This window comes from Mycobacterium sp. E787 (genome assembly GCF_001668725.1).
GTDB lineage: Bacteria > Actinomycetota > Actinomycetes > Mycobacteriales > Mycobacteriaceae > Mycobacterium.
This window is the reverse complement of the sequence record NZ_LZKL01000033.1, coordinates 318,330-332,683: the sequence shown is the minus strand read 5'-3', so window position 1 is coordinate 332,683 and position 14,354 is coordinate 318,330. Positions and strand designations below refer to the sequence as shown.

General features: G+C 71.9%; 14 protein-coding genes. 2 read left to right on the top strand and 12 right to left on the bottom strand.

The features are described 5' to 3' along the window. The 4 genes from A5705_RS07245 to rimP all read right to left on the bottom strand — a co-directional run. Positions 1 to 345 (bottom strand): translation initiation factor IF-2 N-terminal domain-containing protein (locus tag A5705_RS07245; protein WP_197521241.1); only part of this gene is annotated, 345 nt, incomplete at its 3' end. 94 nt (positions 346 to 439) lie between these two features. Continuing rightward, the gene (locus A5705_RS27010) at positions 440 to 772 is read right to left on the bottom strand and encodes a YlxR family protein (protein ID WP_197516986.1); all 333 of its coding nucleotides are present in this window, start codon (positions 770 to 772) and stop codon (positions 440 to 442) included. 64 nt (positions 773 to 836) lie between these two features. Further along, positions 837 to 1,880 carry a transcription termination factor NusA gene (gene nusA / locus A5705_RS07240; protein WP_067880554.1) on the bottom strand — a complete coding sequence of 348 codons (1,044 nt, stop codon included), beginning with the start codon at positions 1,878 to 1,880 and terminating at the stop codon, positions 837 to 839. Continuing rightward, positions 1,877 to 2,416, bottom strand: coding sequence for a ribosome maturation factor RimP (gene rimP, locus A5705_RS07235; protein WP_067880552.1), 540 nt, complete (start codon positions 2,414 to 2,416; stop codon positions 1,877 to 1,879). Before rimP ends, nusA begins: the two co-directional genes overlap by 4 nt. A 194-nt stretch (positions 2,417 to 2,610) precedes the next feature. Between rimP and A5705_RS07230 the strand changes: the two genes are divergently transcribed. After that, positions 2,611 to 3,144 carry a hypothetical protein gene (locus A5705_RS07230; RefSeq protein WP_068276461.1) on the top strand — a complete coding sequence of 178 codons (534 nt, stop codon included), beginning with the start codon at positions 2,611 to 2,613 and terminating at the stop codon, positions 3,142 to 3,144. A 13-nt stretch (positions 3,145 to 3,157) separates the two neighbouring features. Further along, the gene (locus A5705_RS07225) at positions 3,158 to 3,604 is read left to right on the top strand and encodes a ferritin-like domain-containing protein (protein ID WP_067880546.1); all 447 of its coding nucleotides are present in this window, start codon (positions 3,158 to 3,160) and stop codon (positions 3,602 to 3,604) included. A gap of 5 nt (positions 3,605 to 3,609) precedes the next feature. On the opposite strand, the gene A5705_RS07220 is transcribed toward A5705_RS07225, so the two are convergent. The 8 genes from A5705_RS07220 to mqo all read right to left on the bottom strand — a co-directional run bounded on the left by A5705_RS07220 (position 3,610) and on the right by mqo (position 14,279). Then, positions 3,610 to 5,358: a proline--tRNA ligase gene (locus A5705_RS07220; protein ID WP_067880543.1), complete on the bottom strand. Its 1,749-nt coding sequence runs from the start codon at positions 5,356 to 5,358 to the stop codon at positions 3,610 to 3,612. 123 nt (positions 5,359 to 5,481) lie between these two features. Continuing rightward, a complete protein-coding gene (locus tag A5705_RS07215; protein ID WP_067880540.1) occupies positions 5,482 to 7,074 on the bottom strand; it encodes an MFS transporter in 1,593 nt (530 codons plus the stop codon). A gap of 22 nt (positions 7,075 to 7,096) precedes the next feature. Next, a complete protein-coding gene (cobA, locus tag A5705_RS07210; protein ID WP_067880537.1) occupies positions 7,097 to 8,323 on the bottom strand; it encodes a uroporphyrinogen-III C-methyltransferase in 1,227 nt (408 codons plus the stop codon). An 81-nt stretch (positions 8,324 to 8,404) separates the two neighbouring features. Further along, on the bottom strand, positions 8,405 to 9,775 hold the full coding sequence (locus A5705_RS07205) for a cobyrinate a,c-diamide synthase (protein WP_068276459.1): 1,371 nt from the start codon (positions 9,773 to 9,775) through the stop codon (positions 8,405 to 8,407). Then, the gene (gene cobO, locus A5705_RS07200) at positions 9,772 to 10,386 is read right to left on the bottom strand and encodes a cob(I)yrinic acid a,c-diamide adenosyltransferase (protein ID WP_067880531.1); all 615 of its coding nucleotides are present in this window, start codon (positions 10,384 to 10,386) and stop codon (positions 9,772 to 9,774) included. The genes A5705_RS07205 and cobO overlap by 4 nt, the downstream gene beginning before the upstream one ends. A gap of 11 nt (positions 10,387 to 10,397) precedes the next feature. Then, positions 10,398 to 12,221: a magnesium chelatase subunit D family protein gene (locus tag A5705_RS07195; RefSeq protein WP_068276456.1), complete on the bottom strand. Its 1,824-nt coding sequence runs from the start codon at positions 12,219 to 12,221 to the stop codon at positions 10,398 to 10,400. Next, positions 12,218 to 12,742: a GNAT family N-acetyltransferase gene (locus tag A5705_RS07190; RefSeq protein WP_067880525.1), complete on the bottom strand. Its 525-nt coding sequence runs from the start codon at positions 12,740 to 12,742 to the stop codon at positions 12,218 to 12,220. The genes A5705_RS07195 and A5705_RS07190 overlap by 4 nt, the downstream gene beginning before the upstream one ends. A gap of 58 nt (positions 12,743 to 12,800) precedes the next feature. Beyond that, the gene (mqo, locus tag A5705_RS07185) at positions 12,801 to 14,279 is read right to left on the bottom strand and encodes a malate dehydrogenase (quinone) (protein WP_067880626.1); all 1,479 of its coding nucleotides are present in this window, start codon (positions 14,277 to 14,279) and stop codon (positions 12,801 to 12,803) included. Positions 14,280 to 14,354 lie beyond the last annotated feature (75 nt).

Sequence of the window (14,354 nt, the reverse complement as noted above, 5' to 3'; positions counted from 1 at the left end):
GGAGGTTTCCGGGGCCGTCCGGGCGGCGGCGGCGGCGGCCACGCCACCGGCGGCGGGCTTGGCCGGCGCGGCGGCCGGGGACGCGGCCGCGCCGTTGCCGGCGGGCTTGCTGATCGCCTTGTCGAGCGCCCTGTCCAGGGCTTTGTCCGGGGCCTTGGCGGCCGCCTTGGCGGGGGCCGGCTTGCCGCCCCCGAAGGACTCGCGTAGCCGGCGAGCCACCGGCGCCTCTACCGTCGACGATGCGGATTTGACGAATTCGCCCTGTTCGTTCAGTCGGGCGAGGACTTCCTTGCTGGTGACACCGAGTTCCTTGGCCAACTCGTGTACGCGGGCCTTACCTGCCACTACATCTCCTGTCTATGAGGCGACAGCGGCCGGCCGCGCCTCGGGTATTAGCTATGACGCATTGTCATCGGGACTTCACGGTGTGCTCATGTTCTTAGCTACCTGTTCTGTTGCCGGGCGAGCCGTGCACTCCCAAGTGCTCGGCCACCGCGGATGTGTCCAGTGGACCGGCGATGCGCAACGCTCGCGCGAAAGCCCGCCGCCGGATCGCCTGTTGCGCGCACTGCGGTGTGGGATGCAGCCAGGCACCCCGCCCCGGCAGGCTACTGCCCGTGTCAACGAGCACGGCATACTCGCCGTTCCCCGTCGACCCAGCCACCACTCGAAGCAGTTCGGCGGCCAGCTCTCGCTTCCGGCACCCCACACACGTCCGCACGGGTCCATCAGTGCTTCTGTGCGCCGGGGCCGAAAGTTCGCGCTGGATCACGGCTCAGTCTAGCGTCCGTTTTCCAGAGGTCAGAACCGCCCGAGGATGAGCCGCGGGAGGTCCGCTAGCGGTCGTGCGCCACCGGATGGCCGGCGCCGTGTTCGGACTGCGCCTCGCTTTGCCCGGGCGAATCGCCGCGGATGTCGATCCGCCACCCGGTGAGCCGTGCGGCCAACCGGGCGTTCTGGCCCTCCTTGCCGATGGCCAGCGACAACTGGAAGTCGGGTACCACCACGCGGGCGGCCCGGGCCGTCTGGTCGATGACCGACACGGAGACCACCTTGGCCGGCGACAGCGCGTTGGCGACGAAGCGGGCAGGATCCTCGTCGTAGTCGATGATGTCGATCTTCTCCCCGGAGAGCTCGCTCATCACGTTGCGGACCCGCTGCCCCATCGGGCCGATGCAGGCGCCCTTGGCGTTCAGGCCGGGAACGTTCGACCGCACGGCGATCTTGGAGCGGTGGCCGGCCTCGCGGGCCACCGCCACGATCTCCACCGACCCGTCGGCGATCTCGGGGACCTCGAGCGAGAACAGCTTTCGCACCAGGTTGGGATGGGTCCGCGAGAGCGTGATCAGCGGCTCGCGACTCCCGCGCGTCACACCGACGACATAGCAGCGGATCCGGTTGCCGTGCTCGTAGCTCTCACCGGGGACCTGCTCGGCGGCCGGGATCACGCCCTCGGACGCCTTGGTCTCGGTGCCCATCCGCACGACGACGAGCCCACGCGCGTTGGCCCGGCTGTCGCGCTGGATGACGCCCGCGACGATCTCGCCCTCACGGGTGGAGAACTCGCCGTACGTCCGCTCGTTCTCGGCGTCCCGGAACCGCTGCAGCATCACCTGGCGCGCGGTGGTGGCCGCGATGCGCCCGAAACCCTCGGGGGTGTCATCCCATTCGCTGATGACGTTGCCGTCCTCGTCGGTTTCGCAGGCGATCACGCGCACGACGCCGGTCTTGCGGTCGATCTCGATGCGGGCGTCCATCTGGTGGCCCTGGGTGTGCCGGTAGGCGGTCAGCAGCGCGGATTTGATGGTCTCGAGCAGTTCGGTGACCGAGATGCCCCGGTCCACCTCGATCGCGTGCAGAGCGCCCATGTCGATGTTCATGCTTCGGCCTCCGTCCTGTCCGGCCGACCCCGCACCGCCCCCGCCAGTTCGAGCTCCTCCGGTGCCGGTGGCGAAAACTCAACCTGCACAATGGCTTTCACGATTTCGTGGAGCGGGATGTGGCGTATGCTCCAGTCCCGGCCCGCGCGGAGCACCAGCGCGACCGTGTCGTCGCGGGTCTCGCCGAGCCGGCCGGTCAGCTGCGACCCGTCCGACAGCGCGATCTCGACCTTGCGGCCGCGGGCGCGGCGGAAGTGCTTCGCACTGGTCAGCGGGCGCTCCACGCCCGGGGAACTGACCTCGAGCACGTAACCGTCCGGGGCGCCGTCCAGGCCGTCCAGCAAAGCCGAGGCCGAACGCGACAGGCCGGCGACCGTGTCGAGGTCGAGGGGTTCGTCACCGTCGGCGATCACCGTGATCCGCGGCGGGCGCGCCCGGGCGTCGATGACCACGTCTTCGATTTCGTAACCGGCGCGCGCGAACTCTCCGCCGAGTAACTCGATCACCTGCGTCTGCGAAGGTAGCCCGGTGGTCACGGCGAGCTCCTCATCTTGAGTTGTCCGGTCGTCCGCCGGATGTCGCCACCCGGGCGGCTTCCGGGCGGCTCCGGTCTGCAGTCAGCTATCCACGATACGCCAGGAATCGCCGATGACGGCGTGATCGCGGCGCGGTCGCGGTCCCCGGACCTGCCCTCCGTCGTGACCGGGCCCGCCGATGGCAGGATGTTGCTGTGCCTAGCGCAGTACCCGTCACCAACAGGCGGGGTGTGCTCGCCGGTGCCGCGGCCCTTGCCGCGTTCGGGGTGGTCGCGTCCGCCTGCGGCGAGTCCCCGCCCAAGCCGCCCGCCGTCGAAAACCTGCTGGGGCCGTTGGACCAGGCCCGCAAGGACAGCGCTCTCGCCGGCGCCGCCGCCGCGGCCATCGGCGTCGCGCCGCAGATCGCGGCCGCGCTGACCGTGGTCGCCACCCAACGCGCCGCGCATGCCCGCGCCCTGTCCACGGAGATCTCCCGGGCCGCCGGCAAGCTCGCCACCTCGGCGAGCGAGACGACCAGCCCCAGCCCCAGCGCCGCCGAGCCGTCCGGCCCGCCGCCGCCGCCACCGCCGGTGTCCGACGTGATCAACTCGCTGCGGGCGTCGGCCGAGAGCGCCGGCCGCCTGGTGACCACCGAGTCGGGCTACCGCTCGGGCCTGCTGGCGTCCATCGCGGCTTCGTGCACGGCGTCCTACCAGGTGGCGCTGGTGCCCGGGGGGCCGTCCATATGACGTCCGGCCCGGTATGACGTCCGGGAAAGACGCCGACAACGCCGCGCTGTGCGACGCGCTGGCCGTCGAGCACTCGACGATCTACGGCTACGGCATCGTGTCGGCGCTCACGCCCCCCAGCGTCAACGGCATGGTGGTGGAGGCCCTGGGTCAGCACCGGCAGCGCCGCGACGACGTCATCGCGATGCTGGCCGCGCGCAAGGTCAACGCCCCGGTCGCCGCCCCCGGCTATCAGTTGCCGATGGTGGTGGGCAGCGCGGCCGACGCGGCGCGGCTGGCGGCGCGGATGGAGAACGACGGCGCGACGGCCTGGCGCGCGGTCATCGAGCGCGCGGAGACGGCCGACGACCGGGCGTTCGCGTCGACGGCCCTGACGCAGAGCGCCGTCATGGCCGCCCGCTGGAACCGGGTGCTGGGCGCCTGGCCCATCACGACGAGCTTCCCCGGCGGCAACGAGTAGTCCGGCTAGCGGTTCAGGGCGGCCACGACGTCGGCGGCCAGCGACTCGCCGACGGCGAGCTCGCGGGTCTGACCCGAGAAGCGGTCCCGCAGCTCGACCACCCCGTTTCCCCAGCCCCGGCCCACCACGACGATCCACGGCACGCCCAGGAGCTCGGCGTCCTTGAACTTGACGCCCGGCGACGCCTGGCGGTCGTCGAGCAGCACCTCGACCCCCAGCGCGTCCAGCTCGGCTGCCAGCGCGGTCGCCCCGGCGCGGGCCTCGGCGTCCTTGTTGGCGATCACCAGGTGCACGTCGAACGGCGCGACGGCCGGCGGCCAGCGCAGGCCCAGCTCGTCGTGGTGCTGCTCGGCGATCACGGCCACCATCCGCGACACCCCGAGGCCGTAGGAACCCATGGTCAGGCGCACCGGCTTGCCGTCCTCGCCGAGGACGTCGACGGTGAAGGCGTCGGTGTACTTGCGGCCGAGTGAGAAGATGTGGCCGATCTCGATGCCGCGCGCCGACACCAGCGGGCCGGCCCCGTCCGGCGACGGGTCGCCGTCGCGCACCTCGGCGGCCTCGATGGTGCCGTCGGCGGTGAAGTCCCGGCCGGCCACCAGCCCGACGACGTGCCGGCCGGACTCGTCGGCCCCGGTGATCCAGCTCGTGCCGTCGACCACGCGCGGGTCGACGAGGTAGCGAACCCCGTTGTCGCGCAAAGCTTTCGGGCCGATGTAGCCCTTCACCAGGAAGGGGTGGCGGGCGAAGTCGGCGTCGTCGAGCAACGCGTAGTCGGCGGGCTCGAGCGCCGCGCTCAGCCTCTTCTCGTCGACCTCGCGGTCGCCGGGCACCCCGATCGCCAGCAGCTCCCACTCGCCACCGGGCGGGCGCACCTTGAGCAGGACGTTCTTCAACGTGTCGGCGGCGGTGACGGTGCGGCCGAGGCCGGCCGTGTTGGCCCATGCGACCAGCGTGGCGATGGTCGGGGTGTCCCCCGTGTCGTGGACCACCGCCGCGGGCAGCCCCTCGATCGGGCGCGCCTCGGGGCGGGCGGTGACGACCGCCTCGACGTTGGCCGCGTAGCCGGACTCCAGACACCGCACGAAGGTGTCCTCGCCGACGGGGCTTTCGGCCAGGAACTCCTCGGACGCGCTGCCACCCATCGCCCCCGACACCGCGGAGACGATGACGTAGCGCACCTGCATGCGGGCGAAGATGCGCTGATAGGCCTCGCGATGCGCGTGGTAGGCGGCCTTGAGCCCGGCGTCGTCGACGTCGAACGAGTAGGAGTCCTTCATCAGGAACTCCCGGACGCGCAGGATGCCGGCCCGCGGCCGCGCCTCGTCGCGGTACTTGTTCTGGATCTGGAACAGCAGCAGCGGGAAGTCCTTGTAGGAGCTGTACTCGCCCTTGACGGTCAGCGCGAACAGCTCCTCGTGGGTCGGCCCCAGCAGGTAGTCGTTGCCACGGCGGTCCTGCAGGCGGAACACCCCGTCGCCGTACTCGGTCCACCGGTTGGTCGCCTCGTACGGCGCGCGCGGCAGCAGGGCGGGGAACAGGATCTCCTGGCCGCCGATCGCGTTCATCTCGTCACGGACGATCCGTTCGATCTTGCGCAGCACCCGCAATCCCAGGGGCAGCCAGCTGTACAGCCCGGGCGCGACGGGCCGGACGTAGCCGGCCCGGATGAGCAGCTTGTGGCTGGGCACCTCGGCGTCGGCGGGGTCGTCGCGCAGGGTGCGCAGGAACAGCTCGGACATCCGGGTGATCACAGCGGGCCAGCCTAACGTGCGGCAGGTGGTGGGACGGCAGCCGCCCGACGGCCGAAAGTGCAACCAGCGACGCGTTTCCCGGGTGGGACCGCCGGCAGCGGCACTCTCGAGACGGACGGCGAGCTACAGCTCGCCGGCGTCGATCGCTTCCTTGACCTCTTGCGCGTGGGCGACCTGCTCGGGGGTGTAGCCGATCAGCAGCGCCGCGGCGCCGACGATCACGGCCACGCCCGCGACCCACAGCAGGCCGTAGGTGTAACCGTGGTCCAGCGCGTGCAGTTGCAGGTCGTTCATGAACTTCACCGGGCCGTTGGTGCCGCCCAGGTACAGCGTGCGGGAGGTGATCACGGCCTGGATGACGGCCAGCACCAGCGGCCCGCCCAGGCTCTGCAGCATCAGCGCGATGGCCGATACCGGGCCGATCTGGTCGAAGCCGACGCCGGCGATCGCCGAGAGGGTCAGCGGGACCACGCAGATGCCGATCCCGATCCCGCCGACGACGATGGGCGCCACCAGGTTGGGGAAGTAGGGCACGCCGCGGTGCATGAAGAACGAGCCGTAGATCATCGCCCAGAACAGGAGAAGTCCGCCGCCGATCGTCAGTACCCGCGGTGAGAACCGCGACACCAGCTGCGAGGAGATGCCCAGCCCGATCCCCATCGCGATGACGAACGGGATGAAGCCGACGCCCGCGCGCAGCGCGCTGTAGCCCAGGACGTCCTGCACGTACAGGCCGATGCACACCGTCAGGCTGAACATCAGTCCGCCGGCCAGCAAAATCGCGGCGAACGTGACCAGCCGGTTGTGGTCGCGGAACAGCTTGAACGGCACGACGGGGTTCTCGGCGGTGCGCTCCACCACGATGAAGGCCAGCGCGGCCGCCGCCGCCACCGCGCCCGAGCCGATGGTGGTGACCGAGACCCAGCCCTTTTCCGGACCCATCGAGAAGGCGAAGACGGCGGCGGTGCAGGCCAGCGTGGCCAGCATGGCCCCGGCGGCGTCGAGCTTCATCCGCTCGCGGTTGGTCTCCCGCAGCGAGGTGCGGGCCAGGTAGATCATCACCAGCCCGATCGGCACGTTCACCAGGAACGCCATCCGCCAGGACACCTCGGTCAGCGCACCGCCGACCACCAGGCCCATCACCGAGCCGACCGCGGTCATCGCGGCGAACACGGCCGTCGCGGCGTTGCGCGCCGGGCCCTTCGGGAACGTGGTCGCCACCAGCGCCAGGCCCGTCGGCGACGCGATGGCCGATCCGATGCCCTGCAGCAGCCGGGCGATGACCAGGGTCGCCTCGTCCCAGGCGACCGCGCACAGCACGGAGGAGATGGTGAACAGCGCGACGCCGACGATGAAGGTCCGCTTGCGCCCGATGGTGTCGCCGAGCCGCCCGCCGAGCAGCATCAGGCCGCCGAACGTGAGCACGTAGGCGGTGATGACCCAGCTGCGGCCCGCGTCGGACAGGCTCAGCTCGTTCTGGATCCTGGGCAGCGCGACGATGGCGACGGTGCTGTCCATGGTCGCCAGCAGCTGCATGCCGCCGATCGCGATCACGGCCGCGATGAAGCGGCGCGAAGGCAGCCAGGTGGGGTAATACCTGCCGATCCGTGTTGAGGCGGTCTCCGCCGGGCGCGTGGCGCGCGCCGGGGCCGGACGATCGGGGCGCGCGGATGCCCAGTTCTGGGCCGCGCGCTCTGAGTCGTTGAGAGCCGTCATAACGGGTTACCTTACAGTAATCTTAAGAATCGTTTAAACGCCGAGCGTCGCCAAGGCTCACCACAGCCCCGATTACCACGATCGCGGGAGGTCGAATCCCGTCGGCGCGGATCCGCTCCGGCGTGTCGGCCAGCGTGGCCCGCAACGTGTGCTGGGCCGCCGTCGTCCCGTGCTGGACCACCAGCACCGGCGTATCCGCAGGTCGGCCGCCTTTGAGCAGGGCATCGACGAACAATTCGATGCGTTCGACCGCCATCAGCAAAACGATGGTGCCGCGCATGGCTGCCAATGCATCCCAATTCACTAACGATTCGGGGTGCCCCGGCGCAACGTGGCCGCTGACCACCACGAACTCGTGATTTATCGCCCGATGCGTGACCGGGACGCCGGCCAGCGCGGGAACGCCTATGGCACTCGTCACACCCGGCACCACGGACACCGGGATGCCGGCCTCGGCGCACGCCAGCACCTCCTCATACCCGCGCGCGAACACGAAGGGGTCCCCGCCCTTGAGGCGGACGACGAAGCTGCCGGCTCGGGCCCGCTCGATCATGACGTCGTTGATCGCGTCCTGGGCCATGGCCCGCCCGTAGGGGATCTTGGCGGCGTCGATGACCTCCACGTGCGGCGCCAACTCGGCGAGCAGTTCGGGCGGCGCGAGCCGGTCGGCGACCACGACGTCGGCCTGGGCGAGCAGGCGGCGGCCGCGCACCGTGATCAGTTCGGGGTCGCCGGGACCGCCACCGACGAGCGCCACCCCGCCGCGGACGGCCTCGGAACTCGCCGGGCCTTCCGGGGTGATGAGCCCCCGCTGCAGGGCCTCCCGGATCGCGGACCGGATCGCGGCCGAGCGGCGGTGTTCGCCGCCGGCCAGCACCCCCACGGACAACCCCGAGTAGCTGAACGTCGCCGGGGTCACCGCGGTCCCCTCGACGGCGACGTCGGCCCGCACGCAGAAGATCTGGCGGCGTTCGGCCTCGGCGACGACGGCGGCGTTGACCCGCGCGTCGTCGGTGGCGGCGATCGCATACCAGGCCCCGTCCAGGTCGCCGTCGCGGTATTCGCGTAGCGACAGCGCGATTCCCTCCATCGCCTCGACGGCGCGGGTGGCGCTGCGGGAGATGACGTGCACGTCCGCGCCGCTGGCGATCAGCAGCGGCAAGCGGCGCTGAGCGACGGTCCCCCCACCGACCACGACGACCTTCTTGCCGGCCAGCCGCAGTCCGGCCAGGTAGGCGTTCTCGGTCACCGGGCAAGCCTAGTGGTTGGCCGTGCGGGCGCCGCGAGCGTAACTGCACTGCGAATTGGCGCGCCGTTCTTGGCAGCGCGGTTACGTTCGCGCCTTGGCGGCGTGGGCGACGAAGCGCGCCACCGCCCCCGGCGTCGCGGCCGGGTGGGTGTGCAGGTAAGACGCGTGCACCCCGCCGCGCACCACGCCGTCCCGGACGGCGGCTTTCTCGTTCGCGTCGTCACCCCGGTACACCCAGGCCGGCTGGTAGGTGTCGGCGAAAGTGATTGCGGTGCGGTGGAATTCGTGTCCGGCCACCCGCTGGCCGGCGGAATACAGCGACGAATCGGCCACGGCGACGGCGTCGCGGTAGGCCAGCGTGAGGCGCGGTGTGAACCGCGCCGAGCCGGCCAGCACCCCGCACATCGGGTGGCCGTCGAGTTCGGAGGCCAGATAGATCAGCCCGGCGCATTCGGCGTGCACGGGGGCGCCGGCAGCGGCCAGGTCGCTGATCTGCCGCCGCACAACGTGATTGGCGGACAGCTCGGCGGTGAACTGCTCCGGGAAGCCGCCGGGCAGCAACACCGCGTCCGTGCCGTCGGGCAGCCCGTCGGAGAGCGGATCGAACTCGGCCACGTCGGCGCCGGCCGCGCGCAGCAGCTCCGCGTGCTCGGCATAGCCGAAGCTGAACGCCTTGCCGCTCGCCATGGCGACGGTGGCGCGCCCGCGCGGTGCCTGGCCCACCTCCGCGGCGGGGTCCCAGGGCCGGCCGGCCTGCCGGCACCGGGCGGACGCGACCACGGCGGCCAGATCGACGTGGCGGGCGACCAGCGCGGTCATCGCCTCCACCGCCTCGCGCGCGCGACGCCCGTACTCGACGGCGGTCACGAGCCCCAGATACCTTGTCGGCAGCTCCAATTCGGCGGTGCGCGGAATCGCGCCAAACACCGGGACGCCGGCCTGCTCGCAGGCCCGGCGCAGCACCTGCTCGTGCCTGGGCGAGCCGACGCGGTTGAGGATCACCGCGCCGACCCTGGTCGCGGGGTCGAAGGTGGAAAAGCCGTGCAGCAGGGCGGCGATGCTGTGGCTCTGGCCGCGCGCGTCGACCACCAGGATCACCGGGGCGCCCAGCAGGCCGGCGACGTGGGCGGTGGAGCCCGCCGCGGGGGCTGCCGTTCCGATCCGCCCGTCGAACAGTCCCATCACGCCCTCGACCACCGCCATGTCCGCCCCGCCGGCGCCGTGGGCGTAGAGCGGGCCGATGAGCCGCTCCCCCACCAGGACCGGATCGAGGTTGCGACCGGGACGGCCCGCGGCCAGGCCGTGGTAGCCGGGGTCGATGAAGTCGGGGCCGACCTTGAACGGCGCGACGGTGTGGCCCGCCCGGCGCAGCGCTCCGATCAAACCCGTTGCCACAGTGGTCTTTCCGCTGCCCGACGCGGGTGCGGCGATCACCACCGCCGGGACGCTCACCACTCGATGCCCTTCTGCCCCTTGCGCCCGGCGTCCATCGGGTGCTTGACCTTGGTCATCTCGGTCACCAGGTCGGCGGCCTCGACCAGCCGCGGCGGGGCGTCGCGCCCGGTGATCACCACGTGCTGGTGGCCGGGCCGGGCCCGCAGGGTGTCCACCACCTCGTCGACGTCGACCCAGCCCCACTTCAGCGGATAGGTGAATTCGTCGAGCACGTAGAAGTCGTGGCGGTGGGTGGCCAGCCGGCGGGAGATCTCGGCCCAGCCGTCGGCCGCGGCCGCCGCGTGATCGACGTCGCTGCCCGCCTTGCGCGACCAGGACCACCCGGCGCCCATCTTGTGCCACTCGACCTCTCCGCCGGCCCCGTCCCGGTCGTGGACCTCGCCGAGCCGGGCAAAGGCCGCCTCCTCGCCCACCTTCCACTTCGCGCTCTTGACGAACTGGAACACCGCCACGCGCAGCCCGGCGTTCCAGGCCCGCAACGCCATTCCGAACGCCGCCGTCGACTTGCCCTTGCCCGCGCCGGTATGCACCGCGAGCACGGGCGTGTTGCGCCGCGCCCGGGTGGTGAGGCCGTCGTCGGGCACTTCGAGTGGTTGTCCTTGTGGCATCGATGCTTACCTCAGGCCACGCTGCGCACGGCGTGCGTCAGGTGGTCGGCGCGCAACTGCTCCAGCCGCACCGCCGGCGCGCCGAGTTGCTCGGCGAGCCGGCCGGCCAAACCCAGCCGCACATACGACGTCTCGCAGTCGATGACCACCGCGGCGGCGCCCTCGGCGAGCAGGCGCGCCGCGGCGATCCGGCTGCGCCCCAACGGGTCCGGTCCGGCGGTGGCCCGGCCGTCGGTGAGCACGACGACCAGCGGGCGTCGCGCCGGGTCGCGGGCCCGCTCCCGGACGATCAGCTCACGCGCGGCCAGCAGGCCCTCGGCCAGCGGGGTCTTGCCGCCGGTGTCGAAGCGGGCCAGCCGGCGACCGGCGATGTGCGCCGACGACGTCGGCGGCAGCAGCAGCCGCGCGCCGCGCTGACGGAACGTGATCACGGCGACCTTGTCGCGGCGCTGATAGGCGTCGCGCAGCAGCGACAGGGTGGCGCCGCCGACCGCGGCCATCCGGTCCCGGGCGGCCATCGACCCCGACGCGTCGACCACGAAGATCACCAGGTTGCCCTCGCGCCCTTCGCGGATGGCCCGGCGGACGTCCGCCGGTTCCGGCCGCAGCGGCCCCGCCCCGGCGCGCTCGGCGGCCGACAGCAGCGTGGCGAACAGGTGCAGCCCGTGTCCGGTGGCGCCGGCGTCGGTGCCGTCTGTGGCCGCCACCACGCTGCCCGAGGCGTTGCGGGCCCGCGACCGCCGGCCCGGCGCGCCCTCGCCGACGCCCGGGACGGTCAGCGCCCGGGTGCGAAACGTCGCCGACGGCGGGGCGCTGGGTTTCGACGTGCTCGCGGGCGGGTGCGAATTTTGTTGTGGCGCAGGGTCATCAGCGGCCTGTCCGCCGCCGGGCGGCTCCGGATCGGGCTCGGGGTCTTCGGCGCCGGCCCGCCTCAGGGCCTCGTCCAGCTGGTCGCGGTCGATGCCGGGGTCGTCGAACGGGTCGCGGCGGCGCCGGTGCGGCAACGCCAGTTCGGCCGCCACCCGGACGTCTTGCTCCTCGACGGTGCCGGCCCCGCGCCACGCGGCGTGCGCGACGGCGGTGCGGGCCACCACCAGATCGGCCCGCATGCCGTCGACGTCGAACGCCGCGCACAGCGCCGCGATGCGCCGCAACTCCGCGTCCGGCAACGCCACGTCGTCGACGAGCGCGCGGGCCGTGCCGATCCGGCGGGCCAGTTCGGCGTCGGCGTCGGCGTAGCGCTCCGCGAACGCGTCCGGGTCGGCCTCGTAGGCCATGCGCTGCCGGACGACCTCCATGCGGACGTCGACGTCGCGCGACGCGTGCACGTCGACGGTCAGGCCGAACCGGTCCAGCAGCTGTGGGCGCAGCTCGCCCTCCTCCGGGTTCATAGTGCCGATCAGGACGAAACGCGCCTCGTGCGAATGCGAGATGCCGTCGCGCTCGACGTGCACCCGGCCCATCGCCGCGGCGTCGAGCAACACGTCGACCAGGTGGTCGTGCAGCAGGTTGACCTCGTCGACGTACAGCACGCCGCCGTGCGCGCGGGCCAGCAGGCCCGGGGCAAACGCGTGCTCGCCGTCGCGCAGCACCCGCTGCAGGTCCAGCGAGCCGATCACCCGGTCTTCGGTTGCGCCCAAAGGCATTTCGACGAGATCGCCCTCCCCGGTCGCCGCCGACAGCAACGCCGCCAGCCCGCGCACGGCGGTCGACTTCGCCGTGCCCTTCTCACCGCGGATCAGCGCCCCGCCGATCTCGGGCCGCACGGCGCACAACAGCAGGGCGAGCCGCAGTCGGTCGTGCCCGACGATCGCGCTGAACGGATACGGCTTCACGGCTGCTGCGCCGATCCCGAACCGGGCCCGCCCGCCGACGATGCAGGCCGGCCGTCGGCCTGAGGAGGCGGGCGCGAGGGCTTGAGCATGGGGACGTGCGGGATTCCGTCGTCGACGAAATCCTCGCCGTCGCGGACGAATCCGTGCTGGGCGTACATGTCGGCCAGGTAGGTCTGGGCGTCGATCCGGCACGGGTAGTCGCCGACCTCGGCCAGCGCGGCGCGCAGCAGCCGGGTGGTGTGGCCCTGGCCGCGCGCGCTGCGCTTGGTGCACAGCCGGCCGATGCGGAAGGCCTTCTCGCCCCCGGCGTGCTCCTCCATCAGCCGCAGCGTGCAGATCACCTCGCCGTCGGGCGTCTCGAGCCAGAAGTGGCGGGTCTCGGCGAGCAGGTCGCGCCCGTCGAGCTCGGGATACGGGCAGGCCTGCTCGACCACGAACACCTCCACCCGGAGCTTGAGCAGCTCGTAAAGCGTTGGGACGTCGAGGTCTTTGGACCACACGCGACGCAGCGCTTCGCTCATGCGCGCCACTCTCCCCCGCAAGCGGGTGGTGCCCCCACTGCATCGCCGCCGGCGCGACTCACGACGCCTCCAGCCGCAGCGCCTCGGTCCCCCAGGACCACACCTCCTCGAACAACCGTGGCTCGCGCGACAGCTGCACGCCCAGCGACGGCACCATCTCCTTGAGCGCGGGCAGCCACGAGTCGTAGCGGTCGGCGAAGCACCGCCGCAACACGTCGAGCATGGCCGGCACGGCGGTCGAGGCCCCCGGGGAGCCGCCCAGCAGCCCGGCGATGCTGCCGTCGGCGGCGCTGAGCACGGTGGTGTTGAAGTCGAGCACCCCGCCCTTGCGCCTGTCGCGGCGGATCACCTGGACCCGCTGGCCGGCCACCGTCGGCTCCCAATCGGAATCGCTTGCGCTGGGCGCGAATTCGCGCAGCGCGCGCACGCGGTCCGGTTCGGAGAGCCGCAGCTGGCCGATCAGGTAGTTGACCAGTGCCAGCTGGGTGGCCCCGACGCCGAGCATCGACAGCACGTTGTCGGGCTTGATCGAGCGGGGCAAATCGGTGAAGTGGCCGTGTTTCAAGAACTTCGGCGACCAGCCGGCGTACGGCCCGAACACCAGCCAGGACTTGCCGTTGACGAGCCGGAGGTCGAGGTGCAGCGCGCCGAGCGGCGGGGCCCCCGGCGCCGGTGCGCCGTACACCTTGGCGCGGTGCGCGGCGGTGAGCGCCGGGTTGTCGGCGCGCAGGAACCGCCCGCCGATCGGGAAGCCGGCGAAGCCCCTGACCTCCTTGATGCCCGACCGTTGCAGCAGCGGCAGCGCGTCCCCGCCGGCGCCGACGAAGACGAATTTGGCGTTCAGGCGGCGCTTTTCGCCGGTGCGGCGGTTGCGGACCAGCAGCGTCCAGCCGCCGTCGGATCGGCGGGCCAGGTCGCGCACCTCGTGGCCGAACAGCACCGTGGCGCCGCCCCGCACGCAGAAGCCGATCAGTTGCCGCGCCAGCGCCCCGAAGTCGACGTCGGTGCCGTCGGCCGCCCAGTTCAGCGCGACGGGTTCGGAGAAGTCGCGCCCGGCGGCCATGAACGGCAGCCGGCGCGCGAACTCGTCGGCGTCGTCGATAAACTCGGTGCGCGCGAACAGCGGGTTGCCCGCCAGCGCGCGCTGCCGCCGCCGCAGGTAGTCGACGCGCTGCGCCCCGCGCATGAAGCTGACGTGCGGGATCGTGTTGACGAAGCCGCGGTCGGTCAGGATGCCGTTCTCGACGGCGTACGCCCAGAACTGGCGGGTCACCTGGAACTGCTCGTTGATGCGAACCGCTTTGGTGATGTCGATCGAGCCGTCGGGGTTCTGCGGGGTGTAGTTCAGCTCGCACAGCGCGGAGTGCCCGGTGCCGGCGTTGTTCCAGGGGCTGCTGCTCTCGGCGGCGGCGGCGTCCAGGCGCTCGACGAAGGTGATCGACCAGTCGGGCTCCAGCCGACGCAGCAACGCGCCCAGCGTTGCGCTCATGATGCCCGCGCCCACCAGCACGACATCCGTGCGTGCGATTCCGGCCAGCCCTGACACCGTCCCAGGTTATCCCGACCCCCTCCGGGGACTGACGACGTGCGGCCCACCGGTGACCAGCAAAAC

Coding starts and splice junctions, on each gene's coding strand:
- nusA (WP_067880554.1), bottom strand. CDS start 1,880: ATGAACATCGACATGGGCGCTCTGCACGCGATCGAGGTGGACCGGGGC.
- A5705_RS07225 (WP_067880546.1), top strand. CDS start 3,158: ATGACGTCCGGGAAAGACGCCGACAACGCCGCGCTGTGCGACGCGCTG.
- A5705_RS07215 (WP_067880540.1), bottom strand. CDS start 7,074: ATGACGGCTCTCAACGACTCAGAGCGCGCGGCCCAGAACTGGGCATCC.
- A5705_RS07190 (WP_067880525.1), bottom strand. CDS start 12,742: ATGAGCGAAGCGCTGCGTCGCGTGTGGTCCAAAGACCTCGACGTCCCA.
- cobO (WP_067880531.1), bottom strand. CDS start 10,386: ATGCCACAAGGACAACCACTCGAAGTGCCCGACGACGGCCTCACCACC.